Source organism: Flavobacterium sp. NRK1 (assembly GCF_024054175.1).
Classification (GTDB): Bacteria; Bacteroidota; Bacteroidia; order Flavobacteriales; family Flavobacteriaceae; genus Flavobacterium.
The window spans coordinates 371425-398033 of sequence record NZ_JAMXLA010000001.1 but is presented as its reverse complement, the minus strand read 5'-3'; the positions used below and the strand labels follow the sequence as shown (position 1 = coordinate 398033).

At 35.3% G+C, this 26609-nt stretch carries 21 protein-coding genes; 16 read left to right on the top strand and 5 right to left on the bottom strand.

The window, feature by feature from the left end; translation table 11 throughout:
* Positions 1 to 261: 261 nt before the first annotated feature.
* The 4 genes from NHE85_RS01965 (at position 262) to NHE85_RS01950 (ending at position 3019) form a co-directional block, all read left to right on the top strand.
* Positions 262 to 714: a lipocalin family protein gene (locus NHE85_RS01965; protein ID WP_252809172.1), complete on the top strand. Its 453-nt coding sequence runs from the start codon at positions 262 to 264 to the stop codon at positions 712 to 714.
* 27 nt (positions 715 to 741) lie between these two features.
* The gene (locus tag NHE85_RS01960) at positions 742 to 1437 is read left to right on the top strand and encodes an OmpA family protein (protein ID WP_252809170.1); all 696 of its coding nucleotides are present in this window, start codon (positions 742 to 744) and stop codon (positions 1435 to 1437) included.
* A gap of 110 nt (positions 1438 to 1547) precedes the next feature.
* Positions 1548 to 2117 (top strand): TetR/AcrR family transcriptional regulator, encoded by a 570-nt coding sequence (locus NHE85_RS01955; RefSeq protein WP_252809169.1) that lies wholly within the window; start codon positions 1548 to 1550, stop codon positions 2115 to 2117.
* A gap of 23 nt (positions 2118 to 2140) precedes the next feature.
* A complete protein-coding gene (locus NHE85_RS01950; RefSeq protein ID WP_252809168.1) occupies positions 2141 to 3019 on the top strand; it encodes an alpha/beta fold hydrolase in 879 nt (292 codons plus the stop codon).
* Between the two features lie 36 nt (positions 3020 to 3055).
* On the opposite strand, the gene NHE85_RS01945 is transcribed toward NHE85_RS01950, so the two are convergent.
* A complete protein-coding gene (locus NHE85_RS01945; protein WP_252809166.1) occupies positions 3056 to 3673 on the bottom strand; it encodes a hypothetical protein in 618 nt (205 codons plus the stop codon).
* A gap of 498 nt (positions 3674 to 4171) precedes the next feature.
* Between NHE85_RS01945 and NHE85_RS01940 the strand changes: the two genes are divergently transcribed.
* The 3 genes from NHE85_RS01940 to NHE85_RS01930 all read left to right on the top strand — a co-directional run bounded on the left by NHE85_RS01940 (position 4172) and on the right by NHE85_RS01930 (position 6925).
* Positions 4172 to 5131, top strand: a complete 960-nt coding sequence (locus NHE85_RS01940; RefSeq protein ID WP_252809163.1) for an ABC transporter ATP-binding protein — start codon at positions 4172 to 4174, stop codon at positions 5129 to 5131.
* Positions 5132 to 5271: 140 nt separating this feature from the next.
* Positions 5272 to 6285, top strand: coding sequence for a 3-oxoacyl-ACP synthase III family protein (locus NHE85_RS01935; protein WP_252809161.1), 1014 nt, complete (start codon positions 5272 to 5274; stop codon positions 6283 to 6285).
* A gap of 136 nt (positions 6286 to 6421) precedes the next feature.
* Complete coding sequence (locus NHE85_RS01930; protein ID WP_252809159.1) at positions 6422 to 6925, top strand: murein L,D-transpeptidase family protein; 504 nt, start codon at positions 6422 to 6424, stop codon at positions 6923 to 6925.
* Between the two features lie 140 nt (positions 6926 to 7065).
* Here the strand turns inward: NHE85_RS01930 and NHE85_RS01925 are convergent, their stop codons facing one another.
* Positions 7066 to 9468: a TonB-dependent receptor domain-containing protein gene (locus tag NHE85_RS01925; RefSeq protein WP_252809157.1), complete on the bottom strand. Its 2403-nt coding sequence runs from the start codon at positions 9466 to 9468 to the stop codon at positions 7066 to 7068.
* Between the two features lie 321 nt (positions 9469 to 9789).
* Here NHE85_RS01925 and argS point away from each other — a divergent pair, with 321 nt between their 5' ends.
* The 5 genes from argS to NHE85_RS01900 all read left to right on the top strand — a co-directional run bounded on the left by argS (position 9790) and on the right by NHE85_RS01900 (position 17671).
* Positions 9790 to 11571 carry an arginine--tRNA ligase gene (argS, locus tag NHE85_RS01920; RefSeq protein WP_252809155.1) on the top strand — a complete coding sequence of 594 codons (1782 nt, stop codon included), beginning with the start codon at positions 9790 to 9792 and terminating at the stop codon, positions 11569 to 11571.
* 20 nt (positions 11572 to 11591) lie between these two features.
* Positions 11592 to 13067 (top strand): SGNH/GDSL hydrolase family protein, encoded by a 1476-nt coding sequence (locus NHE85_RS01915; protein ID WP_252809153.1) that lies wholly within the window; start codon positions 11592 to 11594, stop codon positions 13065 to 13067.
* Complete coding sequence (locus tag NHE85_RS01910; RefSeq protein ID WP_252809151.1) at positions 13057 to 14487, top strand: GDSL-type esterase/lipase family protein; 1431 nt, start codon at positions 13057 to 13059, stop codon at positions 14485 to 14487. The genes NHE85_RS01915 and NHE85_RS01910 overlap by 11 nt, the downstream gene beginning before the upstream one ends.
* Complete coding sequence (locus NHE85_RS01905; RefSeq protein ID WP_252809149.1) at positions 14487 to 16154, top strand: MBOAT family protein; 1668 nt, start codon at positions 14487 to 14489, stop codon at positions 16152 to 16154. Before NHE85_RS01910 ends, NHE85_RS01905 begins: the two co-directional genes overlap by 1 nt.
* A gap of 110 nt (positions 16155 to 16264) precedes the next feature.
* A complete protein-coding gene (locus NHE85_RS01900; protein WP_252809146.1) occupies positions 16265 to 17671 on the top strand; it encodes a peptide-N-glycosidase F-related protein in 1407 nt (468 codons plus the stop codon).
* Positions 17672 to 17720: 49 nt separating this feature from the next.
* Here NHE85_RS01900 and NHE85_RS01895 read toward each other — a convergent pair whose 3' ends face one another.
* From NHE85_RS01895 to NHE85_RS01885, 3 genes are read right to left on the bottom strand one after another with little or no spacing between them, the layout of a single operon-like run.
* Complete coding sequence (locus NHE85_RS01895; RefSeq protein WP_252809144.1) at positions 17721 to 20234, bottom strand: TonB-dependent siderophore receptor; 2514 nt, start codon at positions 20232 to 20234, stop codon at positions 17721 to 17723.
* Positions 20235 to 20254: 20 nt separating this feature from the next.
* Positions 20255 to 21157: a FecR family protein gene (locus NHE85_RS01890; protein ID WP_252809142.1), complete on the bottom strand. Its 903-nt coding sequence runs from the start codon at positions 21155 to 21157 to the stop codon at positions 20255 to 20257.
* Between the two features lie 43 nt (positions 21158 to 21200).
* Positions 21201 to 21722, bottom strand: a complete 522-nt coding sequence (locus NHE85_RS01885; RefSeq protein WP_252809140.1) for an RNA polymerase sigma factor — start codon at positions 21720 to 21722, stop codon at positions 21201 to 21203.
* 293 nt (positions 21723 to 22015) lie between these two features.
* Here NHE85_RS01885 and NHE85_RS01880 point away from each other — a divergent pair, with 293 nt between their 5' ends.
* The 4 genes from NHE85_RS01880 (at position 22016) to NHE85_RS01865 (ending at position 26606) form a co-directional block, all read left to right on the top strand.
* Positions 22016 to 22480, top strand: coding sequence for a hypothetical protein (locus NHE85_RS01880; RefSeq protein ID WP_252809138.1), 465 nt, complete (start codon positions 22016 to 22018; stop codon positions 22478 to 22480).
* Positions 22481 to 22775: 295 nt separating this feature from the next.
* On the top strand, positions 22776 to 24071 hold the full coding sequence (locus NHE85_RS01875) for a LamG domain-containing protein (RefSeq protein ID WP_252809136.1): 1296 nt from the start codon (positions 22776 to 22778) through the stop codon (positions 24069 to 24071).
* 214 nt (positions 24072 to 24285) lie between these two features.
* A complete protein-coding gene (gene ffh, locus NHE85_RS01870) occupies positions 24286 to 25626 on the top strand; it encodes a signal recognition particle protein (RefSeq protein WP_252809134.1) in 1341 nt (446 codons plus the stop codon).
* 95 nt (positions 25627 to 25721) lie between these two features.
* Positions 25722 to 26606, top strand: coding sequence for a bifunctional 5,10-methylenetetrahydrofolate dehydrogenase/5,10-methenyltetrahydrofolate cyclohydrolase (locus NHE85_RS01865; protein WP_252809132.1), 885 nt, complete (start codon positions 25722 to 25724; stop codon positions 26604 to 26606).
* The last annotated feature ends 3 nt before the right edge of the window (positions 26607 to 26609 follow it).

Sequence of the window (26609 nt, the reverse complement as noted above, 5' to 3'; positions counted from 1 at the left end):
GATACAGTTTACAAGACATATTTGTTAAAGAAAAGATGATTTAAGAAAAGATTAATACAGTGCCAATGTTTTAAAGCTCTTATATGATAAGACCTTTTAAAATGGGTATTTACATGATTTATAAATAGATATGGATTACAAATCTTTAATTTTTTTCTTATTAAAAAAATAATGTCCCTATTGTAAAATAGCTTGCTTATTCACTACTTTTATACTGAAAAATCAGAATGGATTTAAACCTTTAAAACCTTTATTAACACTATGAAAAAATTTCTTTTTTTAGGCATGTTTGTCATGATGCTGGCTTCATGTGGATCCCTTGATACGAAATCCCAAATGGGCCTTAAAGGGAACTGGACAATTACTAATGTAACATACCCGGGTTCGGATTATATCAAAGTAACTTCTTTTGACGTTGCCGATTCAAAATGCTTTGTAGGGAGTAGCTGGAGTTTTGTTTCCAATAATAATAAAGGAACAATGAATTTAGGAGGTGGTGCAAACTGCCCTTCTTTTAGCAGCCCTATTGTATGGACAGTAACTAAAACAGGTGATTTTACACTTAAAATTACCGAAGGTCAAAAAGCAAAAAGAGTAACAGAAGGCTACTTTTTAAAAATGAGAAACCAAAGTGAAAATTCTTTCCAGTTGGTAGATAATGTAAATGTAGGTGGTAAAACTGTAGAAGTTGTGTACCAATTTTCAAAAATGTAATCAATAAAAACCCAAATATATCTGATCATGAAAAAGACAAAAATTTATATGCTTACCATTGCTTTAGCTGCAAGTATTGGTTTTAGCTCTTGTGACGCGGTTAAAAATACAAATAATACCCAAAGAGGTGTAGCAATTGGAGCTGCTTCAGGTGCTGTTATCGGGGGTATACTTGGTAATAACGTTGGTAAAGGCGGGAACACTGCCCTTGGTGCTATTATAGGTGGTGCTGTTGGTGGTGCTGCAGGTGGTATTATAGGTAACAAAATGGATAAGCAGGCTCAAAAAATAGATCAGGCGCTTCCGGGGGCAGATGTAGAACGAGTAGGAGAAGGTATTAAAATTACATTAGGTGAAAACTCTGTAAATTTTGATCTTGGAAAATCTACGCTTACATCTACGGCTAAAGCTAACCTTGATAAAATTATTCCTGTATTTAACGAATATCCTGATACTGACATTCAGATTGTTGGACATACTGACAGTAGTGGAAGTGACGAGCTTAATCAGAAACTTTCTGAACAACGAGCTGCATCTGTAAAAGCTTACCTTACTGGTAAAGGTATAAATTCAGGCAGAATTGTTACTATGGGACGTGGTGAAACAGAGCCTTTAGTAGAAAATACAACTAAAGAGAATATGGCTAAAAACCGTCGTGTAGAATTTGCTATTACTGCAAATGAGAAAATGGTTCAGGATGCTGAAAAAGAAGCTAAGCAATAATTGTTTACGCTATATAATTATAATTAAAATGGCTGCTCATTGAGCAGCTATTTTTTTGTAAATAAAAATAATTTGTCACAATATTGTGACAAATTGTATATATTTGTGACATGAAAAGTTCAAAAGAAAAAATTATAAATGCAGCTATTATATTATTTGGTAAAAATTTACCCTTTACCATGGAAGATGTAGCGCAACTTGCAGACGTGAGCAGAAGAACCCTTCAACGTTATTTTAGTGGTAAGAACGAATTACTTACAGCATGTAAAGATGCTGCAATGTCTTCATGCAATTCAGCTATGGTTAATGCCTATAACTCTAATACCGATAATGTAAAAAAACTTCAAGCAATGTTATCTGCTGTTATAGAAAGTGGAAGTAAATCGGTTTTTATTAAGAGGCTTTATGAAAGAAGTTCTTATACTGAAGCAGGAGGTAATGATGATTTTAAGGGTGACGATGTGAAATCTAAATGGGTTAGAATTATTTACACATTACAGGAGAAAGGGGTAATAAGTAAACAACTCTCTGTGGTATGGATATTCAATCTTTTTGGGAGCATTGCCGATGCAGCTATATTATCTATTGATAATGGAGATATAGCCAGAAATGAAGCAAAGCGTTTTGCATGGTTTTCTTTTAGTAACGGAATCGGCCTGAAAGAAAAAAAATCTGAATAATATATCCTTTAAATAAATATAAAATGAATTTATCTGTATCAGATGAAGAGCTGGTAAAATTACTTCCCGGTTTTTCAAATAAATATGCTGAGGTTAACGGCACAAATATACACTATGTAACAGGCGGACAGGGAGAGCCTTTAGTATTGTTGCCGGGATGGCCGCAAACGTGGTGGGCTTACCATAAAATATTGCCATCTCTATTTGAAAAATATCACGTTATAGTTGTAGATATTCGCGGAATGGGGAGTAGCGATACACCTCATGATGGCTATGATAAGAAGAACATGGCTAAAGATATCCTAGAACTCATTACGTCTTTAGGTTACTCAAAGGTATGTATTGCGGGACATGATATAGGAGCGAATGTAGCTTTTAGTTTCGCAACAAATTATGAGACATATACTTCGAAACTTATTATGTTGGATACTCCACATCCGGATGAGAATATGTATAAATTGCCTATGCTTCCTGTTGGCATGCCGGTTTATCCGTGGTGGGTAGCGTTTAATCAGGTAAAAGAATTACCAGAAATATTATTTGACGGGAGATATCATTTACTTCAGGACTGGATATTTGATTCTATGTTACTTAATAAATCTGCAATAAATGATCATGACAGACAAATATATGCATATCATTATAATAAAAAAGAAAATATCCGGGCGGCTAATGCCTGGTATCAGGCTTTTATACAGGATATAGAAGATATTAAAAAGTATGGCAGGATAAAAATACCTATTGCTGCCATTGGCAGTAAAGCAGGGTGTGAAATGCTAACCTATTGTCTGGCTCCATTTTCAGATTCGGTTGTTGTGAAAGAGATCAAAAATAGCGGACATTTTATTATGGAAGAAAATCCGCAACAGGTAGTGCAAGCTATGTTTGAGTTTATGCAATAAAAAAATCGGCTTAAACTTTTAGCCGATTTTTGTTTTTTATCTCCAGTCGGCAGTATTTTTATTTCGCCCGAAATAATATGTAAGTCCTATGCCTGCAGTAAGCATTTTACCTGTAAAAGTTTCACCGGTATAGCTACTGTCAAACCGGTTTTGCTGCCTGAAGTTCAGAATGCCGGAAACGTCTCCTGTAAGGGCAAGTGATTCAGAAATATATACCTGTACAGTACCGCCAAGAATAAAATTTCCAATATGGTCATGATCTTTATTTTGATAAATATCGAGCCTTGAATAACCTACGCCACTATGTAATAACAGGTTTACCGTACTGTTAGTAAGCTCTCTGAAATTAAAGAGACGGCCAATATTATAAACAGCCTGTACAGACCCTCTGTCATAAATACTTCCTGTGCCTATTGTGCCATTATCTTCTATTTTATCATGAGCATAATCAAATTTAATACCCCAGTATTCATCTATCATATACCGGAATCCCAATCCTATATGATTATAATCTGTCTGGTTAGGATTTCGCGTGTATGTTAAACCATACTCTGCTTCTAAAGAAAATTGGTTAAAACGGTTACGGGATTTGTACATCTGCGAAAAAGACTGCAACGATGCCATTAATACTAATACTGTGATTGTTTTTTTCATGTTCTACTGGTTTCTGAACTATACTTAATTTATTTAATGTTAAATTATAAAACTACTTCTTAGATTTTTTCGTAAATATATAAAAATCTTCTTGCTGGGCTATTGGTGCTTTTTGCACTTAGTATAGTAAGGGATGTTTATTATTGGTTAGGTTGGTAAAGGCGTTTTTCTTTAAGAAAGGCGCCTTTGGTATTTTAACCCGTTCCAATAAAGCTGAGTAGAGGTGATATATTTTAAAAAACGAATTTTATTATATAATTATTGAGTTTATAATGGTTAAAATAGTATTAAAATTAAAACTCCTAAGTTGCTTCTTTGTAATGAATTTTCATGATTTTGAGCTAACAGAATATTTTACAGAATAAATTTTAATAAAAATATAATATGCCTGCTATAAATGGCTGTATTAGTTAATGGGATAATCTTCATCTTAATATTTGTTAAGCGCAGTGCTTAGTATATAAGAATTGAATATTTTTGCAGAATAATAAAAAACAAATGCTTGCAGTTAAGAACATCTCTTTTGGTTATACCGATAAGATAATTCTCCACAATATAAATTTTACAGTAAAAAAAGGTCATAACATTGCTGTTATTGGCGAAAGTGGCTGTGGTAAAAGCACATTGCTAAAACTTATTTACGGTCTGTATGATCTTAATGAAGGAGAGATAACCTATAGAGGTGAAGTAGTAACAGGGCCAAAGAACAATCTTATTCCCGGTATGCCCTATATGAAGTATTTGGCGCAGGATTTTGATTTAATGCCTTTTGTGACAGCTGCCGAAAATGTTGGAAGCTATCTTTCTAATTTTTATCCTGAAGAAAAGCAGCAGCGTATTCATGAGCTTTTGCAAATTGTTGAAATGGATGCTTTTGCCGATGTAAAGGCACAATACCTTAGCGGTGGGCAGCAACAGCGGATAGCTCTTGCAAAAGTACTGGCACTGGAACCTGAAGTTCTTTTGCTGGATGAGCCTTTTAGCCATATAGACAATTTCAGGAAAAACGCTTTAAGAAGAAATCTTTTCGCTTATCTTAAACAAAAGGGCATTACTGTTATTGTAGCAACGCATGATAGTACAGATGCACTGTCTTTTGCAGATGAAACTATAGTTATAAAGCAGGGCAGAGTATTGGATAAAGCTCCTTCAAAAGAAATATACTATAACCCAAAAGATAAATATACAGCTTCGCTTTTTGGGGAAGTAAATGAAATTAAGCTTGAACTGCTAACGCTCACCCAAAATCCGGATGAGACTGTGCTTATTTATCCCCATCAGCTAAAAATAACTCCGGGCGGTCCGCTTAGTGTTATAGTTAAGCAATGCTATTTTAAAGGTAACCGCTATCTTATAAAAGCGGCATTAAACCGCCAGGTAATCTTTTTTGAAAATCCGAAAGAACTTGAGGTTAACCTTGAAGTTACACTTGCTTTAGATCCGGAAGCCTTTAGCTGAATATAAAGTTAAAGCTTTATAAGTGCGCATTCTATTTATTAGTTTAAGAATGTAAAAATCTAAAAATTAGCATTCTTTTGCATTTCATTTTTAAAGAATGTTTACTTTTACAGACTTATTTTTAATAAAATAACCAATCCATGTATCATTCAAAAATTTCAGGCTTAGGCTATTACGTTCCGGATAATGTTGTAACAAATGACGATCTGTCTAAAATTATGGAGACCAATGATGAGTGGATCCAGGAGCGTACAGGTATTAAAGAAAGAAGGCATGTAGTAAAAGGTGATGGCGATACTACCACAACAATGGGGGTTAAAGCGGCTAAAATAGCTATAGAACGGGCAGGTATAGATAAAGAAGAAATAGATTTTATAATATTTGCTACCCTTAGTCCTGATTATTATTTCCCTGGGCCCGGTGTTTTGGTTCAGCGTGATCTGGGCATGAAAAGAACTGTAGGAGCACTTGATGTTCGTAATCAGTGTTCAGGATTTATTTATGCAATATCTGTAGCAGATCAGTTTATTAAAACCGGTATGTATAAAAATATACTAGTTATAGGTTCTGAGCTTCACTCTACAGGGCTTGATATGACAACAAGAGGACGTGGAGTATCTGTAATTTTTGGTGATGGTGCCGGTGCTGCTGTGCTTTCAAGAGAAGAAGACCTTAGTAAAGGTATTCTATCTACACATCTGCATTCTGAAGGCCAGCACGCAGAAGAACTTTCTCTTATTGCTCCCGGTATGGGCAAACGCTGGGTAACTGATATTATTGCTGATGCAGATCCTAATGATGAGAGTTACTATCCATATATGAATGGCCAGTTTGTATTTAAAAATGCAGTAGTCCGTTTTAGCGAAGTTATTATGGAAGGGCTTAAAGCAAATGATCTTCAGGTAAGCGATATTGATATGCTTATACCGCATCAGGCAAATCTTAGAATATCTCAGTTTATTCAGCAAAAATTTGGGTTAAGCGACGACCAGGTTTATAATAATATAATGAAATACGGTAATACTACTGCGGCTTCTGTTCCTATTGCACTTACCGAAGCCTGGGAACTGGGTAAAATTAAAGAAGGTGATACTGTTGTGCTTGCCGCTTTTGGCAGCGGATTTACTTGGGGCAGTGCTATAATTAAATGGTAATTGCATAAGCAGACAATCTTAAACTTTTAAGATTAAAATATATATTCCACTTTCTAATGCTGAATAGGTTAGTAAGTGGAATTTTTATTTAAATTGTATTTATAAATTAATAATACTGAAAAGAATAATTAAATATATGTTCTGGCTATTGTTGGTAGTGCTCACTACTATAGTTGTTTGGTGCTGGTATCCTGATGAACCATTACCAAAAGGTATAGTTATAGATAAACTTATAGTGTATAAAGGTAAAAGAAAAATGGAGGCGTATTCGGGTAATAGATTAATTAAAACCTATACTATTGCTTTAGGGAAAAGTCCCGAAGGTCACAAACAATATGAAGGTGATAACAAAACACCTGAAGGTATTTATACCATCAATGCCAGAAACCCTCATAGCAGTTATCATAAAAACTTAGGAATCTCTTATCCTAATACTATTGATAAAGCTAATGCACTAAAATTAGGCAGATCACCCGGAGGTGATATTAAGATACATGGTCTGCCAAATGCCAGAGGCTATACAGGATGGTTTCACAACCGTAAAGACTGGACTGCCGGATGTATTGCTGTGACTAATGATGAGATTGATGAGTTATATATTGCTGTAAAACACAATGCTGTTATAGAGATTTTGCAGTGATAGAGATAAGGAGTTTAAACCTCTGTTATGTAAAACATATTCTTTCTATAAAACAAAACCCCGGGCGCAACTCCCGGGGTTTTTACTAACCTAAACCTAAATTTAATATGGAATCATATTAAGTTGTTTGCAGTTGAGGATTAAAACATTCCTCCGCCTGCCTGTTTTGTATTATTATCGCGTTGCTTACGTTGCATTGCCCTGTTTTTTCCGCCTCCAAACATATAGTTTATACCCACATAAACAGTTCTGCTTTCCCATCTGAACTCACCTTCCTGAGTAAATGGATTTTTTGTGTCAAAGCCATAACGCATATTTTTAAACATATCGCTGTAGCGTACACTTAAAGTCATTTTATTATCTAATAATGTATAACGCACACCGCTATCTATTTTATACATATCTTTAGAATTGTTTTGTACCCCATTAACTGGCCCGCGGTAAAAACCAAATAAGTTGAAGCTAAGGCGGTTATTTACTTTGAAATTACTATTTAACCTTGCATTAAATGCATTTGCGGTAATGCTTTTAATTTTTGTATCAAATGTTCCGTCTTCCTGCTCTATATTAATAACACCTTTTTGTGAGATGCTTGAAAAATCTATTGCAGGCTGGATATCCCACCATTTTAATATTTTATAATTTGCCGAAAGCTCAAAACCAAAAGCATTATTATGTTTGAAGTTGCCAAAACTCATTATCTGGTCCTGCTCATTAACGGTACTTTCATTAGGGTAAAGTATTCTGCTTATCTCGTCATTTATGAGCCTGTAATAAACACCTCCGGTTATTGATGAGCCTTTGCCAAACATTCTGGTATAATTAAGTTCTACAGAGTTTGTAAACTGGGGTTTTAATTCAGGATTACCTAATGACGTTACAAGTGGCGTGGCAAACTCCCTGATGGGTTTGGTTTGCTCAAGGCTTGGCCTGTCCACACGCCTGCTGTAGCTTAACTGCAGCATGTTTTTTTCATTAAGGCTATAGGTTAAATATGCTGATGGATATACTGTAATATAATCGTCTTTAAAAGCCGGTGTCCCGTTGTAATTGGCATTTACTTTATAGCTTTCAAAACGTGCGCCCAACTGATAGCTGAATTTATCAAATTTCTGCCCGAATGTAGCATAAGCAGAATAAATATCCTGATCATATGTATATCCTACGTTTCGCTGTTCAACAGGTATTAGTGGATTTGTAGAATTATAAGTATTGTCAGAACGTATAAGCCTTGCTTCTGCACCAAGTTCTAAAGTTGATTTATCATTTAGCGGGTTAATGTAATCAAGGTTGAAAGTAGCATTTTGTCGCTTGTCAATAACGTCATCGTTATACAGCTTTGCAGCTTCGTTACCTGTTGTAGTTGTGTAATCTACGTATTGAGTGTTTTTAGAATCGTTATAATTTCCTTCAAAATCTAATGTATGGCCTTCTTTTTCAAATTTATGTTTATAGGCTAAGTTGTAAGAGTTGTTTCGGTTATCGCCATCAAGTTTTGATTGTTGGGATATATTTTCAGATGTCTCATCCGGGCCATATACTATATCAGTACCTATTGTAGCTTTACCGCTGCCATAATTCTGATTAGTGTAAACAGATAAAGTGTTATTATCATTTATATAATAATCCATTCCAAATTTACCAAGCACATTGTCGTTATCATTAACAACATCAATAAGCTGGCGTGATTCAATATCCTGACGCTGAACATACCCACCATTAAAGTACTTACCTGAGTTGCTGCCTACGTTGGTGAAAAAGTTTACTTTACCGGTTCTGTAGTTCATATCCAGAGAGTTGTTTACTTTAGGGGTCTGACCAAAAGTAATACCTGCATTAAAGCTGCCATTAAAACCGTCGTTAGTATTTTTATGCAGTACAATATTAATAATACCGCTCATTCCTTCCGGGTTGTATTTAGCACTCGGGTTGGTTATAAGTTCAATTTTTTTGATGGAAGTAGAAGGTATCTGCTTTAGTAACTGTGCAGGAGAAATATTAGTAGGCCTTCCATCTACCAGTACTCTTACATTTGTATTACCACGCAGTGAAATATTACCATCCTGATCTACATTTACCGATGGTATGTTGTTCATAATTTCTGAGGCTGTACCCCCTGCAGTAGTAAGATCGCGTCCTACCGTTATAACCTTGCGGTCAAGTTTCTGCTCTATTGTGCTTATTTCCTTAACAATATTAACTTCATCAAGTGTAGTAGCTTCTTCCTTTATGGTTATTGTTCCTAAATTAATAGTTTTAGCAGATTCGCTAAGGGCAGCTGTTAAATTTTGGGTTTTATAACCCATAAACTGTATTTCGACAGCATAATTTTTTAACGCAAGGTTTTTAATTGTAAAAGTTCCATTATCTTCTGTAATGCCGCCGGTTACCACTGTGCCATTGTCTTTAATTACAATGCTTACGTAAGGTAAAGGTTCCTTTGTAGTGTTGTCGATAATTTTACCTGTTATGCTGCCAGGGTTTTGGGCAGTCATAGTCATGATGCTTCCTAAAAGGAGCATGCATAAAAGCTTAAATTTCATTGCTCGTTGATTTGATTGATGATTGGGCAAATGTATGCACTTTAAAACTAATATGCAATACAAAGTACCTTTTTATGCATGAAACATATGATTTTAATTTTATAATTTCATGTATATAGTGATAAGACAAAATTTAGATATTTTTGTTACAGAAAAATGAAAAAAAAGTTTTTTCATGGGCTATATAAAATACTATTTTTAGCTTTTTATTTAATTGAAGTATTAGAAATGAATACTTTAATTAACATCTTTTTTTAAATTTTTCCTGCCGGGGGGTTGCTGAAATATACTTATCTTTGCACGCTTAAAAAATAATACAAAATGACAATATCAAAAATTCTCACTTTCCATATAGAAAAGGCTATAGATGCTTTGTTTGGTGTAACTGTAGAAAAAATAGAACTGCAGGCTACACGGAAAGAATTTGAGGGCGATATTACTATGGTTATTTTTCCGCTTCTTAAAGTTATTAAAGGAAGCAATCCTGCTGAACTTGGTAATAAAATAGGGCAGTATCTTGTAGATAACGCTGCTGAGGTAGAGAAGTTTAATGTAGTAGGAGGTTTTTTGAACTTAGTAGTTTCAGACGCTTACTATATTAATTACTTTAATGGAATAAAGCAGGATGAAAATTTTGCGTTTCCTGCCCCTGCAGCAGACGGTAAAGCTGTTATGGTAGAATATGCTTCGCCAAATACAAATAAGCCGCTTCACCTTGGCCACGTGCGTAATGTGCTATTAGGATATTCTGTTGCTAATATTATAGAAGCATCGGGTAAAAAAGTCTATAAAACACAGGTTATAAACGATAGGGGTATTCATATATGTAAGTCTATGCTTGCTTATGAGAAGTTTGGGCATGGTGAAACTCCCGAAAGTGATAACATAAAAGGTGACAAGCTTGCAGGTAATTATTATGTGGAGTTTGATAAGGCTTACAAAAAAGAAATAAGTGACCTGGTTGATACGGGAATGAGTGAAGAAGAAGCCAAAAAGAAAGCGCCTATATTGCTTGAAGCTCAGGAAATGCTTCGTAAATGGGAAGCTGGGGATGCTGAGGTAATGGCACTTTGGAACAAAATGAACGGCTGGGTTTATAAAGGCTTCGAAGAGACTTATAATAACATAGGCGTAAACTTTGACAAGAATTACTATGAAAGCAATACTTACCTTTTAGGTAAGGATGTTGTTGCTGACGGACTTGAAAAAGGTGTTTTTGAAAAAGACCCTGATGGTTCGGTTTGGATTGATCTTACATCTGATGGGCTTGACCGTAAAATTGTATTGCGTTCCGATGGTACATCGGTATATATAACCCAGGATATTGGTACCGCTATACAGCGTGTTAAAGATTTTCCTGATGTTGGCGGTATGGTATATACTGTAGGAAATGAGCAGGATTACCATTTTAAAGTCCTTTTCCTTATCCTTAAAAAATTAGGATATGACTGGGCGCAAAACCTGTCTCATCTATCATATGGAATGGTAGATCTTCCTTCAGGAAAGATGAAAAGCCGTGAAGGGACTGTTGTAGATGCAGATGATTTGATGGAAGAAATGACTGCTACAGCAAAAAGTATATCAGATGAATTAGGTAAGCTGGAAGGTTATTCTGAAGAGGAAAAAGCTAAATTATATGAAACCATAGGTTTAGGAGCTCTTAAATATCAGATGCTTAGGGTAGATCCTAAAAAGCGTATCCTTTTTGACCCTAATGAGTCTATCGACTTTAATGGAGATTCGGGGCCTTTCATACAAATGAGCTATGTGAGAACAAGAGCTATACTTCGTAAATCTGATTTTGATATTGAGCAAAATATAACAACAGCTCCGCTCCATGCAAAAGAAAAAGAACTTATCAAGCAATTAGAGTTGTTTGGCACTGTAGTACAAAACGCAGCACAATCCTATAGTCCTGCTATTATAGCTAACTATGCTTATGATCTTGCTAAAGAATTCAGTTCATATTATCAGGTAGTTTCTATACTTGGAGAAGAAGATATGGATACTAAAATATTCAGGGTTCAGCTTTCTAAAAAGGTAGGCGAAACTATAAAAGCGGCATTCGGACTACTGGGTATTAACATGCCTGAACGCATGTAATTTTAAATACAACCATTACAGTGAGCCAGAATAAGCCCTACTTTTTTCAGTCATTTGCCATTATAGTTATTGCTATAGTGGCGCTTATTGGTTTTCGACAGGTTTTGCCAAAAAAAATATTTACTGAAACCACCAACAATACAAAAAATGTTGTGGTAGACAGTATGATGCTTGAGGCTGTTCAGGAAAAAGATGCCCCTGTTGAAAAAGATACACTGGAAAAAAACACACAAATAGATTTTGAGGAAGTAAATGGTATAAAATTTCCGGCAGAGAACTTTGATGATTATAAAGGTTACCAGCACCTTGTAAATTTTTATGAAAAGCTTTTACAGCTTGAAACTAAAAAGCAGGGAAATGTTAGAATAGCTTATTTTGGTGATTCTATGACCGATGGTGATATGATAGTGAAAGAATTTAGAAGCAGCCTTCAGGCCAGGTTTGGCGGAGAAGGTGTAGGCTTTGTGAATATTACATCAGAATCGGCACAATCCAGGAGTACAGTTTCACATCAGTTTTCATCAAACTGGAAAACACTATCCTTTCTTAATGTAAAAAATCCTAAAAAACCTTTTGGTATAAGCGGGCAGGTGTTTTTTGTAAAAAAAGATACTGTAGATCCTGTGTGGGTTAAATATAAAGCAAGCAATTTTGCAAATATAAAAACTCTTAATAATCCAACTCTTTTCTACGGAAAATCGGGTAATAAGCAGGCGGTAGTAGATTTTATTGTTGGTAAAGATACGATTCATAAAAAACTAAACCCTGTAAATAAGGTTAATACACTAAGTATAGGTTTAGGTGATATTAAGTCGTTTAAAGCACAATTTACAGCGTCAGATTCTATACCATTCTATGGTTTTAATTTTGACGACGGACGTGGGGTGCATGTAGATAACTTCTCTAACAGAGGAAATTCGGGACTGCCAATTTCTACTTTCGATACCAGTGTGATGAGAGCCTTTAATGATAAGCTGGGTTACGATCTTATTGTGCTGCAATATGGTACCAATGTGCTTAACTACGGTTCTCTTAATTATACATGGTATGAAAGAAAGATGGCTAAGGTTATAGCTCATCTTAGAGAATGTTTTCCAGGCGTAGCAATACTTATTATATCGTCTGCAGATAAATCTACCAAGTATGATCTGGAAATGAAGACAGATTCTGCAGTAGTGCCTTTAACACGCGCCCAGCGAAAATATGCGGTGAGCAGTGGTTCTGCTTATGTAAATCTTTACACCCTTATGGGTGGCGACGGTTCTATGGTAAAATGGGTTGAAGAGGTACCGGCTATGGCGAATAAAGACTATACACATTTTAACTACAGAGGGGCTAAAAAAATATCCGACCTTATTTATAAACAGCTAAATAACGGCTACGAACAGTATAAAAAGTTAAGAGGGCACAAAAATATTGAGCCTGAAATAATTGAGCCTGAAATAAAGAAACAGGATTCTATAATTCAAAAAACCGATACAACACATGCGCAGTAAGCTATCTACTTTTTTTTGCATACTGTTGTGCTTTTCTGCTGCAGCACAGGTTGATACTACTGAAGTAGTAATAGATTCTGTGGTAACAGATATTGCAGATATTGACACCACAGATATTGTTGTAGGTGATAACAGTATTACAAATACTGAGGCAATGAAGCTGTTTTTTGAAAAGCTTTATAAATTAGAGCAGGAGAAAGAAGGGCATGTGAATATTGTACATATTGGAGATTCTCATATTCAGGCGGATCTGATGACAGGATTTATCCGTAAGAAGCTTCAGGAAAAATTTGGAAATGCAGGCTGTGGGTTTACTTTCCCGCATAACCTGGCAAAAACTAATGGAGGGCACTATGTACGTTATAATTCTAACGTTAGCTGGCAAAGCAGGAGAAATATATATTCTACTGAAGAAGGCATGAACGTTGGCCTTAGTGGAATAGCCCTGAAAACTTCAGAAAATTTTGTAATAGAACTTAATCTGAGAGATACTTCTTATGATTTTAATACCATAAGGATAATTACACCAGGAAATAAACCAATGTTTGATCTGGCTACAAGTTCTAAAACTATTGTTTTAGAATCCTCCGTCCCAAAGAAAATAACACATAAAATTAAAAGTGGAGAGGTGCTGGGCAGTATTGCAAATAAATACGATGTTACTGTAGCCCAGTTAAAAAAAATTAACGGGCTTAGAAGCGATATTATAAGGGCTGGAAAAACACTTAAAATACCAACGAAAGAAATGCAGAAAAAAGAGATAAAGCGATCTGAATTTATCCCTTTATCACTCTCTGCAGATACACTTTCAAATTATTATCATAGTACTAATGCGCTTTCTAAAATATATATGTTGCCTGGTAAAGGTTATAAAGATTATACCTTAAATGGACTTGTATTAGAAAAAGATGAGCCTGGTTTAATATACAGCAGTATAGGTGTAAACGGAGCTAAGTGTTCTGATTATAATAAATACCCTCTGTTTTTTGAACAGCTTCCGGCTTTAAAACCTGATCTGGTTGTTATCTCCCTGGGTACGAATGAATCATTTGATAAAATGATCGGGGCTAATTATAAAGAGCAGCTTAATTTATTTATTAAAAATATAAGAGATAAAAATCCTGATGCAGCTATACTGGTTATAACACCGCCGCCATCACTTTTTAAAAGGAAATATCCTAATGTTTTTGTTGCCGAATATAGTAAGATCATACTTGCTCAGGAAACAGAACAAAATTATGCGACATGGGATTTATTTTCTGAAATGGGAGGGTTATTCAGCGTAAATCGCAATGCTTCTAAAGGATTGATGAGTACTGACAGGGTGCATTACTCAAAAGACGGATATGAAAAACAAGGATTGCTTTTTAGTGAAGCTATCCTTGAGGCTTATGATAATTTTAAATTAAACAGGGACTAATGCAGCTGACAGATATAGTGCCGCAAATTACGGTTCAGGATCTACAGGAATGGTTTTTATACAATCCTAAAGAACCTATGTTGTTTAATACCGCAAAGTTTCTAAGGCTGTTTCTTATATTCTATTTCATTTACATACTTGTTAGGAAAAACTTCAGGGCAAGAATAGTAATAACAGCAGCTTTTTCAATATACTTTTACTACCTGTGCAGCAGGGAGTATTTTTTACTTCTTATATTATCGTCTGTAGTAGATTATACCCTGAGTTACTTTTTGTACCGGGAAACCCGCACCCTGCAGCGAAAAGTTTATTTATGGTTTAGTGTAATTGTAAACCTTACCTTTTTAGGATACTTTAAATACACCAATTTTATACTGGGTAATTATAATGATCTTTTTGGGGGGCATCTTTCTTTTTATGAAGTTATGCTTCCTGTGGGTATTTCATTTTATACTTTTCAGTCTATAAGCTATATTATAGAAATTTACCGTAAGGAAATAACACCTGCAAAAAGCTATCTTGATTATTTGTTTTTTGTATCGTTCTTCCCACAACTTGTGGCAGGGCCTATTGTGCGCGCTAAAGATTTTATTCCGCAGATATACGCCAAGCTTAATCTAACCAAAGATGATGTTAACAGGGCACTTTTTCTTATCATTGGCGGACTTATAAAGAAAACAGTAATATCAGATTATATATCTATAAATTTTGTTGACAGGGTTTTTGATTTGCCCAATGCATACACACCTTTTGAGAATCTGATGGCAGCGTATGGGTATACTATACAGATATATTGCGATTTTTCAGGATATAGTGATATGGCAATAGGTATTGCTCTGTTACTTGGGTTTAAATTGCCTACAAACTTCCGTACACCATATAAATCTTCATCTATTACAGAATTTTGGAGAAGATGGCATATATCACTTTCTACATGGTTAAAGGATTTTCTTTATATCTCGGTAGGTGGTAACCGACATGGCTCTTTTGCAGGATTCTTTTTTCCGGCTGTATTCTTTTTAGCGCTTATAGTATGGGGCGCAACTTACGGACCAAGCAGTAATATCCCGTTAATATTAGGAGTAGGATCGTTATTGATTTTTACACTGACTTTTGTACTCTCTAAAGATAAAGACCGAACCATGTTTACCAATGTAAACCTTATGACAACAATGTTGTTAGGTGGACTTTGGCATGGGGCAAGTCTTCGTTTTATTATTTGGGGGGCTTTACACGGTATGGCATTAGCCGTACACAGGCTTTTCTCGGAATACTTTCCTGAGAAGAAAAACGCACCAAAAACAGGTGCGAAAAGAGTATGGACTTTTATTTCAGTAATTCTGACATTCCATTTTGTGGCTTTCTGTTGGCTGTTTTTCCGTGCTAAAGATTTTGCTACAGCCTTGGATGTAATAAATAATATAGGCAATGTAACTTTTAGTCCGGATCAGTGGGAGACTATAATAATGGGGTACAAAAATGTATTTATGCTTATGCTGATTGGATATGTGTGGCATTTTCTTCCTGAAAATATTTCTATAGCTCTTAAAAAAGCTTTCGATAAAACTCCAATGATAGTGAAAGGTATACTTTTAGGTTTAATTTTCTGGTTAGTATATGCAGCGGCTGCCGCAGGGCCTCAACCATTCATTTATTTTCAGTTTTAAATATACATTGTATAAGAATTTGTTTTTTTTCTTTAAAAGCGTAACTTTTAGAGGTTAATAGTAAAGTTTTAGTGAGGTTTTTATTAAATTACGCCTCTAAATTAACCCTAATGAAAAAAACTTTACTTATTTTATCTTTATGTGCCTCTTTTTTTACTCCTGTAAAGAGTATTGCACAAGATGATACGCCTTATACTCTTACTGTATTTAATCAGGCGGTTTACTACGGAATGTACGAAGCTACTGTTAACGAACCTGTTCCGGAAGGAGCAATTCGTTTGAGCAATTCTTCATATTCCAAAATGCTGACTCAGGATCAGCTTGACTCTTTTGGTAATACACTTACCATGACGGTTACCCTTAATCCGCTTTGTGATAATTATGACAGGATAGGTAATATCAACCTCGCTTTTGTTCCTAAAAATACTACAAGCTATAATTATGATGACGTAAGAAGAATTGAATTAGGTCGTTTCATAACTCCATTTATGGATAAAAATGAAACTTCTGTGACTGAAGTTCCCTATGTATATGATTTAGATCATCTTACCAACGTTTTTCATAACACAGCCATTACATCCCAATATGATCTTTGGGTGGAGCTTGAAGTATATGGCTATCAGGGAGGTCCCGGTCAGGGTGGGGCGGCTGTAGAAATACCTGGCTGTGCCGGTAGAAATGATGTTTATATGGGATCGCTTACTTTTGAATCTGCTACTGACAGCTCGATTGAAACTCCCGAAACATCATTCATAGCTCCGATGTCATACAAATATGAATTAAAAAATTATACGCTTGAAGGTACAGATGTGTTAGGAGAAACTACTAAAACAATTACTTTAAACCTTGAAAGTGCTGTTCAAAATGCTCAGTTGCATCTTATAACTTCTAACCACGGATCTAATACTAATGGTGAAGAATATGTTAGACGTAATCACTTTGTTTATTTTGATGAAGAACTTAAGCTTCAATACAAACCCGGAGGTATCTCATGTATTCCGTTTATAGACTACAATACACAAATAAATTGTATTTACTACTTATGTAACGGTACATCTAACCCTCCGCCAAGGCCTGATACTAATTCGGCATGGAGCTGGAATAACTGGTGTCCGGGTGACAAAATACCAAACCGTGTAATAGATCTTGGTAATTTAGAAGCTGGAGAACATAGTTTTAATATACAGGTTCCTGATGCTCAGTTTGCAGGTGGACAGGGCTACTTCCCAATGTCTGTTTATATGACAGGAGATGGTTATAACGGATTTATTTTAAATCATAAAAGTTTTACAGAACAAGCGGTAAGTATTTATCCTAATCCTGTAAATGATGTTGCTCACATTGAAGCTTACGGACTTGGAATAAAAACCGTTAATGTAGTTAATACTTTAGGACAAACTGTATTTACAGGAAACACTGATGTAATAAATATGTCCCAATTACAAAATGGAATTTATATTGTTAAAGTTCAATTTGACAATAATCAGACAATTATTAAGAAGGTAATCAAGAAATAATATTACTTACAGCTTATAAAATCCGCCTATTGGCGGATTTTTTTTATGCTTAAAAACTAAATTTTATCAATGCGTTTGGTGTTCTCTCCAAAGCATATGTATTTACTACCTCAATTCCGTTATTTTCGCTGCTGATACGGTAATAACGGTTAATGATATTTTTTCTGTTGAAGATATTAAGTACTGATATACCCAACTGTAATTGCGAATTTTCGGTGGCTTTTATTACATAAGTTGCCGAGAAATTTACCTGAAAAAAGTTTTCAATATTATTTGAGTTAGGGAAATTATATGTGATTTCGGGTTTGGATGCTGCTGCAAAATTAAGCTCAGAACTTATAGGCAGGGTTACAGGGCGGCCGGTGAACCATTTTGATCCTAAAGCAACCTTAAAATTATTCCATTCATAAATAGCGGCTGTATTAATGCTGTGATTTATTTCAAAACTACTTGGAAATTTTCTGTCTGAAAAGGCATTGAACCTGTAATTGTTATTATTATAGCTGTAGCTCAGCCAGGTATAAAACCCTTTAAATTGCTTTTGTACCAGAAACTCACTTCCAATAACGGTATAGCTGCCAATATCGTTACGCAGTTCAAGCTGATCCTGAAATCCCTGTCCTGCCGTGGTAATGCCTTTTACTTTTTTATAAAAATTTTCAAGAGATATAAGCCAGCCATTTTGCTTAAATGTTGCACCAATGCTAATTTGCCTGCTTCTCTGAACCGGAATATCATTATTATTAGAAAGCACCCACCTGCGCTTTTCAATACCCAAAAAGTCTCCCTGAAGTTCTACAATCTGTGAGGCTGTCTGGCTTTTCATTTCTGCAAGGACTTCCAGCTGCCAGCTTGGAGCCAGTAAATAGTTAAATTGTAATCGTGGCTCGGCATAAAACATAGAAAACTGCTCAATATAATTAAACCTTACACCGCCACGTGAATGGATCTTTTTATTTTCAGAGTCATAATCAAGTTCTCCTATAGCAGAGTGTGTGCGTAAAACTTCTTTAACTGTACGGTTATAAGAAGGTTCATTAACGTTGTCTGAATTCTTAATTCCCACTTCATTAAACTGATAGCCGGTATGCAGGTTATATTGTTCTGTTATTTTTTGACTGTCGGCAAGTTTGAAACCTATATCCAGTATTTTGTTTCCCTGCTCCATTATCTGCTGTGTTTCTATGGCAGCATTTCTTCCGTCTACATTGTAGTATGAAGTATAAAATCCTGCTTCACTGCTATGATTGTCATTCCATTGTGATTTCCAGTTGGCTGAAGCGCCGAGGGTAAGTTGTTTGAGGCTGCTAAATTCAGTTACTACTGTTTGCGAATTAATTGTGCCTTGTGTAAAGTCAAGATTATTATTTATGCCTATTACATCTACATATAAGTTATGTTTTGAGCCTATTTTTTGATGATACTGCCCGGTAAAGTCGTAAAAGTAGAATTCTTTATCGCTTTTATAATTTACATCTGTACTGTTATCAAGCCCGGTTACTACGGTGTTTTGAAATATCCTTTTAGAATATTTACTGTAGGTAGGAAAATCTAAAACATCAGTAAAAGCACGACGGGCAGATAATTCAAAATTAGAATTTTCAGAAGCTTTAATCTTCGTGTAGAAATCTATATTTATCATATTAGCACCTATGGTAAAATTACCTTTACCAATATCAGTAGTATGGGAAGAGATATCTACAGCGCTGGATACACTCTCTCCGTAAAATGCAGATGTACCGTTTTTAAATATTTTAATTTCATTGGCAAGATTCGGGTTTAAGGCAGAAATAAGCCCGAAAAAGTGCCCTGTCTGATACAGCCGGATGCCATTCCATAAAAAAAGATTCTGGTCGTGGGTACCGCCCCTCACATTAATATTAGATACTGTTTCGTCTATACTGTTAATGCCCGGAAGCTGCTGCATTGTTTTTAAAACATCGGGTTCTATAAGGCCGGGTAAAATCCCGAATTTTTTTGGTTTAATGGTAAAACTGCCATCTCTTTTTTTAGAGATACCTGTTGCAAGATATCGTTCGGCAACAAGCTCTTCAAGCTCAAGAATTTCAAGTTTCAATACAATTTCCTTACAGTCATCTGTAAAATCCCTGATATTAATACTAACAGGTTCAAAGTTGAGGTGATCTATATATATGATGCCGGTAAATGAGGAAGGAAGTTCAAAATAACCATCGTTTCTGGTGACAATTTTTTCATTGTCAGGTAATTGTATAACTGCGTTGCCTACCGGATATCCAAACTCATCAATTATGTAGGCACAACGTTTTTTACCAGGTTTGTCTCCGGAGTAAATTACAATATACTCACCTACTTCTTTATAGTTTAAATTAGTACGGTTTGCTATATAAACAAGCTTAGCCCTTAATGGTAATGTTTTAGGTGGCGGAAAAATAGAATGCCCTTTTATATCTCCCTCTGCATAATTGAATTTTACATTGTATTGAAGAGAAATGTTATCCAGTATTGTTTTGAGTTCAATACTTTTCTTTTCGTCCTGTCCAAAAGCTTTGGGGACGATGAAGAAGAGCGGTAAGAACAGCAAAAACTGCCGGATTTTTAGCATTATTCAACAGAGAGTATGATTTTATTGCCTGTATTTTGTGACTTTAATTTGTAAACAGTTGTAATACTCTCAAGGGCCTCGTTTAAATTATTCATGCGGATAAAGCCTGTATAACCGGTTAATTTTTCCGGATGCTGAATATTAAGTTCAATAGTTACATTATACTGACGCTCAATTTCATTTATAATACTGGTAAGTTTTTCATTGTTGTAGGCAACTTCATAAGTAAGCCATCCCGGCTTGTGATTCTGTTCAACCTGCATTTGCAGCATTTTTCCATTTTCAAAAGATATACTTTTGCCGGGCGATAACAGAACAGTTTTTCCGTTACAGGTTACTCTTACTTTACCTTCAAAACAGGTTACATCAAAACGGTTTTCCCTTGCTTTTACATTAAACTGTGTTCCTACTACGGTTACTTTACCCATAGAGGTTACAACATCAAAAGTCTGGCCTTTGGCTACTTTAAAGTAAGCCTCGCCATCTAATTGCAATTTACGATTATTTTCCCAATTCCACTCTTTATAATCAGCTTCAGAACCCGCATTAAGAGTTACAGAAGAATTATCCGGTAATAAAAATTCGGTTCTATGGCCACTTTCAGCCAGTTGGGTAGTTGTTTGGTTTATATATAAAAAATAGGATGCACCAAGGGTAATAACAAGCATTGCAGCTATTCTTGCTATCCACGGTGTTAGTTTTTTTACTTTTACAGGCTTATTTCTGTTCGTTTCTATACGGTGATATAGGGCATCCATATCGGCTTCAGGTACAGTAAGTTGTGCCGAATATTCTTTTATTTTGCTATAAGTACTAAACTCAGGAGTAGCCATGAAGTCTTTCAATTCCTTCTCGTCAAGCTCGTTGTTAAGCCACTTCGCTAACATTACTTCATCTTTCATTTTTAATCCCTTTTTTACTATAACAGTTATAGTTTAAAATTCCCTACCTAAGGTTATCAATTTCTTTTCTTAATTCTGTAAGGGCTCCATGAAGCCTTTTCTCTACAGCTTTAACGCTGATGCCTAGTATTTCCGCAATTTCATGATACTTTTTCCCATCTATACGATGCAGCAGAAAGGCTGTTCGTTGTGCTTCGGTAAGATTGGCAATGGCTTTTTGCAGTTTTACTTTAAACTGTTCCTCTTCCATTAAAAATTCAGGACTCTGCCTGTCAGTTCCGGTTACAGTACTTTTTTTAGAATATTCTAAAACCACTTTTTGATGGGCAATATGGTTTAGTGTAGTATTATTTGCTACGGTATAAAGAAAAGATTTTGCTTTTTCTAATGGCACATTTGCACAATTTTCCCATAGCTTTATAAAAGCCTCTTGTGTAACATCTTCTGCCTGCTCTTCATTACCGTATTTATAAAACAGGTAATTTCTGAGCGATTTTGCGTGGCTCATGAAAAAATTAGAAAAAACAATTTCCTCACATATGCCTTTAAGAGATTTCTCTTTCATTCTGGCTTATAAATTGGGCGTAAATTATAAAAAAAATTATATCATGCTACAAAGCTGCAAAAAAAATGCTGAATGACAATAGTGCGCATGTATCTTAGCGAATTCTAATTTTTTTATCTCAAATTCTAAATCAGTGGGTATATATACTCATTGGTTTAATGTTGGCGGAGTATAAATTTATATGTTTGCATTAATGTTAAATAATATAAAAAACTACTTAAACTATTTTTAAAATGATGTTATTTAGTGTGTTTAAGTAATAATTTCGTAAACTTAACCAAATCGAAGAAACAATGAGAAAATTACAATTATTAGTTGCATGTCTGATTTTATCCGGTATGGCGGCATGCTCCGATGATGATGATAAATCTAAAGTAAATGGTAATGCTACTGCTGTTGCAAACAATCTTAAATCGGGCACATGGAGAATTACAAATTTTGTAGAGGATAATGATGATCATACCTCAGATTTTACAGGTTACGATTTTACATTCGGAACAAATAATGTACTTACAGCTACAAACGGAACGAATGTTTACACGGGTACATGGTCTGTTATTGATGACAATAGTATGGATGATGATGATGACAGCTTTGACAGTGATATTGATGTAAATATTGGTTTTGCTTCTCCGGCAGAATTTGCCGATCTTACAGATGACTGGGATGTAGCTGAAAGAACAGGTACGAGAATTAAACTTGTAGATGTTAGCGGCGGTAACGGAGGTACTGATTACCTTACCTTCGAAAAAAACTAGCTTTATTTATGCAGTAATAAAAAATTTTGAAAATTTGAAGTAGGGTATTTTAAATATTGAATGTTTTATTCCATGAATAAAAGTTATCCTGCAAAAAAATTTATACAGAATAAATTTTTGCTTTACAATACATGAAAAAGAATGTAAATTATTAAGAGCCACGCTTTACAGCGTGGTTTTTAAGTTTTAATAAAAAAATAAAAAAGCGGGTAGGGTATTTCAGTCCGTAGCTGTTTGTATAATATTAGAATGAAAAATGATTAAAAGTCTGTTTTGTGTTTTGGTGTTTTCATTTATGGCAATTTCTTGTCAGAATGATTCCATAAGTGAAAATACTGAAGCATTAAATAATAGTTCATCACTTACGGCCATGCTTAAGTCAATGGCGGTAAATGAAACTGCTTCAGATAATGTTTTAGACAGTACAAGTTGCTTTAAAGTTAAACTGCCTGTGAAGGTTGTAGTTAATAATTTGCAAATGGACATAGTTTCTGAAGCTGATTTTAATAATGTAGAAGCTGTTTTCAATGCAGATGATAATGATGAAGATAGTATATCTTTTGTTTATCCGGTAGTTCTTGAAAATTCTGATTACGAAGAGGTGATAGTGAATAATGAGCAGGAGTTTGATGCATTAAAAGATTCCTGTGCCGAAATATTTCAATATATAGGTGATAATTGTGTTACGTTCGTTTTTCCTATGACCATTTATAGTTATGATAGTGGTTTTCAGATGCAGGATACTTATATAGTAAACAATAATGAAGAATTATATAAGGCCATTAATATATTAGGGCCAAATGAGTATTACTCTATACGTTATCCGGTTTCGTTAAATGTAAATGAAGGTGCAGGCGTAACTGTTAATGATAATAATGAACTTGTAGATGCATTAAATAATGCTTTAGAAGGATGTCAGCAGGGGGGATGCTCTAACCCGCAGATATTAGTGGATGACTTATTGTTTTATTTAACTTTTTCTAACGGAATTGCAAAAGATCTAAAAGGCAATGAAGTTATAGTGCCATCTGATATCAGTTTTACAGCAGACAGAAATGGCAATCAAAATTGTGCTATAGTATTTAATGGCACTCAGTTCTTACAAATACACGGGAATACCAATAACAGTATAGTTCAGGGGGATGCTTTTAGTGTTAGCTTTTGGTTCAGGATGCAAAATGTAAATAATAACGATATTGAAAAGTTTTTTGCAAAAGGCAATACTGATGATGAGGGGTTTAATATTGCTGCACGCGATCTTAATGCTTCTGTTTTCAAAGCAGGCACTGTACAATTGATTGATACAGACTGGAAAACAGACGTTGCCTTGCCGGTAGATACGCAAAACTGGCATCATCTTACTATTACAGTAGATACTGCCAATACTATTAGTTTGTATCGTGATGGTGAGTTAAAAGCCAGTCAACAGTTTTCTGAAGCTGATATTTCTGCCAATATTTTAGATTATTATATTGGTGATGGCTGCAAAGGTTATATGGACGACCTTAGAGTCTATAAAAAAGCGCTATTGCCTGATGAAGTACAAATTTTGTTTGAACTTGAAGGCGATTGCAATACATGTTTAGAATAGTTGTGTTTTTTTAAATATTCAAGTTTTTTTCCGAGAGAAACCGGCCCCTTCCCAGGTCGGTTTTTCATTTTATATTTTAATAATAATTATATTTTATAATTAAGAAACATAAGGTATTGCTGTAGTGAAAGTAGTTGTTTTTTTATTGCGTTAAATCCTCTATCTTAAAAATCAAATTCTTAAATTTGCACCTCTATAAAGAAACCCTGATTTTATGTTCGATAATTTAAGTGATAAATTAGACAAAGCCTTTCATATATTAAAAGGGCACGGAAAGATAACCGAGGTAAATGTTGCAGATACACTGAAAGAAGTCCGCAGGGCTTTACTTGATGCCGACGTTAACTTTAAGATTGCCAAAGATTTTACAACTAAAGTAAAAGAAAAAGCTATTGGGCAGAATGTATTAACCACATTGCAGCCCGGACAGCTTATGGTTAAGCTTGTTAAAGATGAGCTTACCGAACTTATGGGCGGTGATGCTGCAGGTGTAAACCTTTCGGGCAACCCTACAGTTATATTAATGTCAGGTCTTCAGGGGTCGGGTAAAACTACTTTCTCAGGAAAGCTTGCTAATTACCTGAAAACCAAAAAGAATAAAAAACCATTACTGGTTGCCTGTGATATTTATCGCCCGGCGGCTATCAATCAGCTTCATGTTGTTGGAGAGCAGATAGGCGTTGAAGTTTATTCTGAAGAAGGTAATAAAAATGCTGTAGAAATAGCGCAGAATGCTATTAAACATGCAAAAGCAAACGGATTTAATGTGGTTATTGTTGATACCGCAGGCCGTTTGGCAGTTGATGAAGAAATGATGAACGAGATTGCTAACGTTCATAAAGCAATACAACCTCATGAAACCCTGTTTGTAGTAGATGCTATGACAGGCCAGGATGCTGTTAATACTGCAAAAGCATTTAATGACAGACTTGATTTTGATGGTGTTATACTTACAAAATTAGACGGTGATACCCGTGGTGGTGCAGCTATATCTATTAAATCGGTAGTTAATAAGCCTATTAAGTTTATTGGTACCGGTGAAAAGATGGAAGCTATTGACGTTTTCTATCCTAACCGTATGGCAGAACGTATCCTTGGTATGGGAGATGTGGTGTCGTTAGTAGAAAGAGCTCAGGAGCAGTATGATGAAGAAGAGGCAAGAAAGCTTCAGAAAAAGATCGCTAAGAACGAATTTGGCTTTGACGATTTTCTTTCACAAATACAGCAGGTTAAAAAAATGGGTAACATGAAAGACCTTGTAGGCATGATACCCGGCGCAGGAAAAGCGCTTAAAGATGTAGAAATTGAAGATGATGCTTTTAAACATATTGAAGCAATTATACACTCTATGACACCTGGCGAACGCACAAAACCTGCCATTATTGATGTGAAAAGAAAAAACAGGATAGCAAAAGGATCGGGAACTTCTGTACAGCAGGTAAACCAGTTGCTAAAACAATTTGACCAGATGAGCAAAATGATGAAAATGATGCAGGGAGGTGCGGGAAAGAATCTTATGCGAATGATGGGCGGAATGAAAGGAATGAGGCCTTAAAATACAGAGACGCGGTTAAACGCGTCTTTTTTAATTACAGCTTATTCAGCTTTAAGCTAAAAACAGAAACATCTATTTCAAAATAAACAAGAACAATGCAATTACTGGACGGGAAAAAGGTTTCGGAAGATATCAAGAATGAGATTGCCGAAGTAGTAAGTAAAATGAAAAACAATGGCGAAAAGGTACCTCACCTTGCAGCTGTAATTGTAGGTAATGACGGTGCCAGCCTTACTTATGTTGGCAGCAAAGTAAAAGCCTGCGAGCGTGTAGGATTTGAATCTACGCTTATTAAACTGCCAAGCACTATTTCTGAGCTTGAGCTGTTAAAAAAAATTGAGGAACTGAATCAGGATGATAATATTGACGGATTTATTGTTCAGCTTCCTTTGCCACAGCAAATCGACGATCAGAAAGTGCTTATGGCTATAGATCCGAGTAAAGATGTGGATGGTTTTCACCCTGAAAACTTTGGTAAAATGGCTTTGGACATGACAACGTTTATACCTGCAACTCCGTTTGGTATCCTTGAGCTTTTAGAGCGTTATAATGTGCAGACAGCAGGTAAGCATACTGTAGTAATTGGGCGCAGCCATATTGTAGGCCGACCAATGAGTATACTTATGGGGCGTAAAGGTTTCCCAGGTAACTCTACAGTTACATTAACGCATAGCCATACTAAAAACATTGCGCAGATAACTACTCAGGCAGACATTATAATTACTGCTTTAGGTGTGCCTAATTACCTTAAAGCAGAAATGGTTAAAGATGATGCTGTGATTATAGACGTGGGTATTACTCGCGTACCGGATGAAACTAATCCAAAAGGTTACATCATTACAGGCGACGTTGATTTTGAGAACGTAAGTAAAAAAGCATCTTTTATTACTCCGGTTCCGGGTGGTGTAGGGCCAATGACAATTGCAATGCTCCTTAAAAACACATTGCTTGCACGAGAACTAAAAAGAGAAAAGAAATAACTT

Coding starts and splice junctions, on each gene's coding strand:
- NHE85_RS01865 (WP_252809132.1), top strand. CDS start 25,722: ATGCAATTACTGGACGGGAAAAAGGTTTCGGAAGATATCAAGAATGAG.
- NHE85_RS01910 (WP_252809151.1), top strand. CDS start 13,057: ATGCGCAGTAAGCTATCTACTTTTTTTTGCATACTGTTGTGCTTTTCT.
- NHE85_RS01905 (WP_252809149.1), top strand. CDS start 14,487: ATGCAGCTGACAGATATAGTGCCGCAAATTACGGTTCAGGATCTACAG.
- NHE85_RS01940 (WP_252809163.1), top strand. CDS start 4,172: ATGCTTGCAGTTAAGAACATCTCTTTTGGTTATACCGATAAGATAATT.
- NHE85_RS01930 (WP_252809159.1), top strand. CDS start 6,422: ATGTTCTGGCTATTGTTGGTAGTGCTCACTACTATAGTTGTTTGGTGC.
- NHE85_RS01880 (WP_252809138.1), top strand. CDS start 22,016: ATGAGAAAATTACAATTATTAGTTGCATGTCTGATTTTATCCGGTATG.
- NHE85_RS01925 (WP_252809157.1), bottom strand. CDS start 9,468: ATGAAATTTAAGCTTTTATGCATGCTCCTTTTAGGAAGCATCATGACT.
- NHE85_RS01945 (WP_252809166.1), bottom strand. CDS start 3,673: ATGAAAAAAACAATCACAGTATTAGTATTAATGGCATCGTTGCAGTCT.
- NHE85_RS01875 (WP_252809136.1), top strand. CDS start 22,776: ATGGCAATTTCTTGTCAGAATGATTCCATAAGTGAAAATACTGAAGCA.
- NHE85_RS01935 (WP_252809161.1), top strand. CDS start 5,272: ATGTATCATTCAAAAATTTCAGGCTTAGGCTATTACGTTCCGGATAAT.
- NHE85_RS01890 (WP_252809142.1), bottom strand. CDS start 21,157: ATGAAAGATGAAGTAATGTTAGCGAAGTGGCTTAACAACGAGCTTGAC.
- NHE85_RS01955 (WP_252809169.1), top strand. CDS start 1,548: ATGAAAAGTTCAAAAGAAAAAATTATAAATGCAGCTATTATATTATTT.
- NHE85_RS01965 (WP_252809172.1), top strand. CDS start 262: ATGAAAAAATTTCTTTTTTTAGGCATGTTTGTCATGATGCTGGCTTCA.
- NHE85_RS01885 (WP_252809140.1), bottom strand. CDS start 21,722: ATGAAAGAGAAATCTCTTAAAGGCATATGTGAGGAAATTGTTTTTTCT.
- NHE85_RS01950 (WP_252809168.1), top strand. CDS start 2,141: ATGAATTTATCTGTATCAGATGAAGAGCTGGTAAAATTACTTCCCGGT.
- argS (WP_252809155.1), top strand. CDS start 9,790: ATGACAATATCAAAAATTCTCACTTTCCATATAGAAAAGGCTATAGAT.
- NHE85_RS01900 (WP_252809146.1), top strand. CDS start 16,265: ATGAAAAAAACTTTACTTATTTTATCTTTATGTGCCTCTTTTTTTACT.
- NHE85_RS01960 (WP_252809170.1), top strand. CDS start 742: ATGAAAAAGACAAAAATTTATATGCTTACCATTGCTTTAGCTGCAAGT.
- ffh (WP_252809134.1), top strand. CDS start 24,286: ATGTTCGATAATTTAAGTGATAAATTAGACAAAGCCTTTCATATATTA.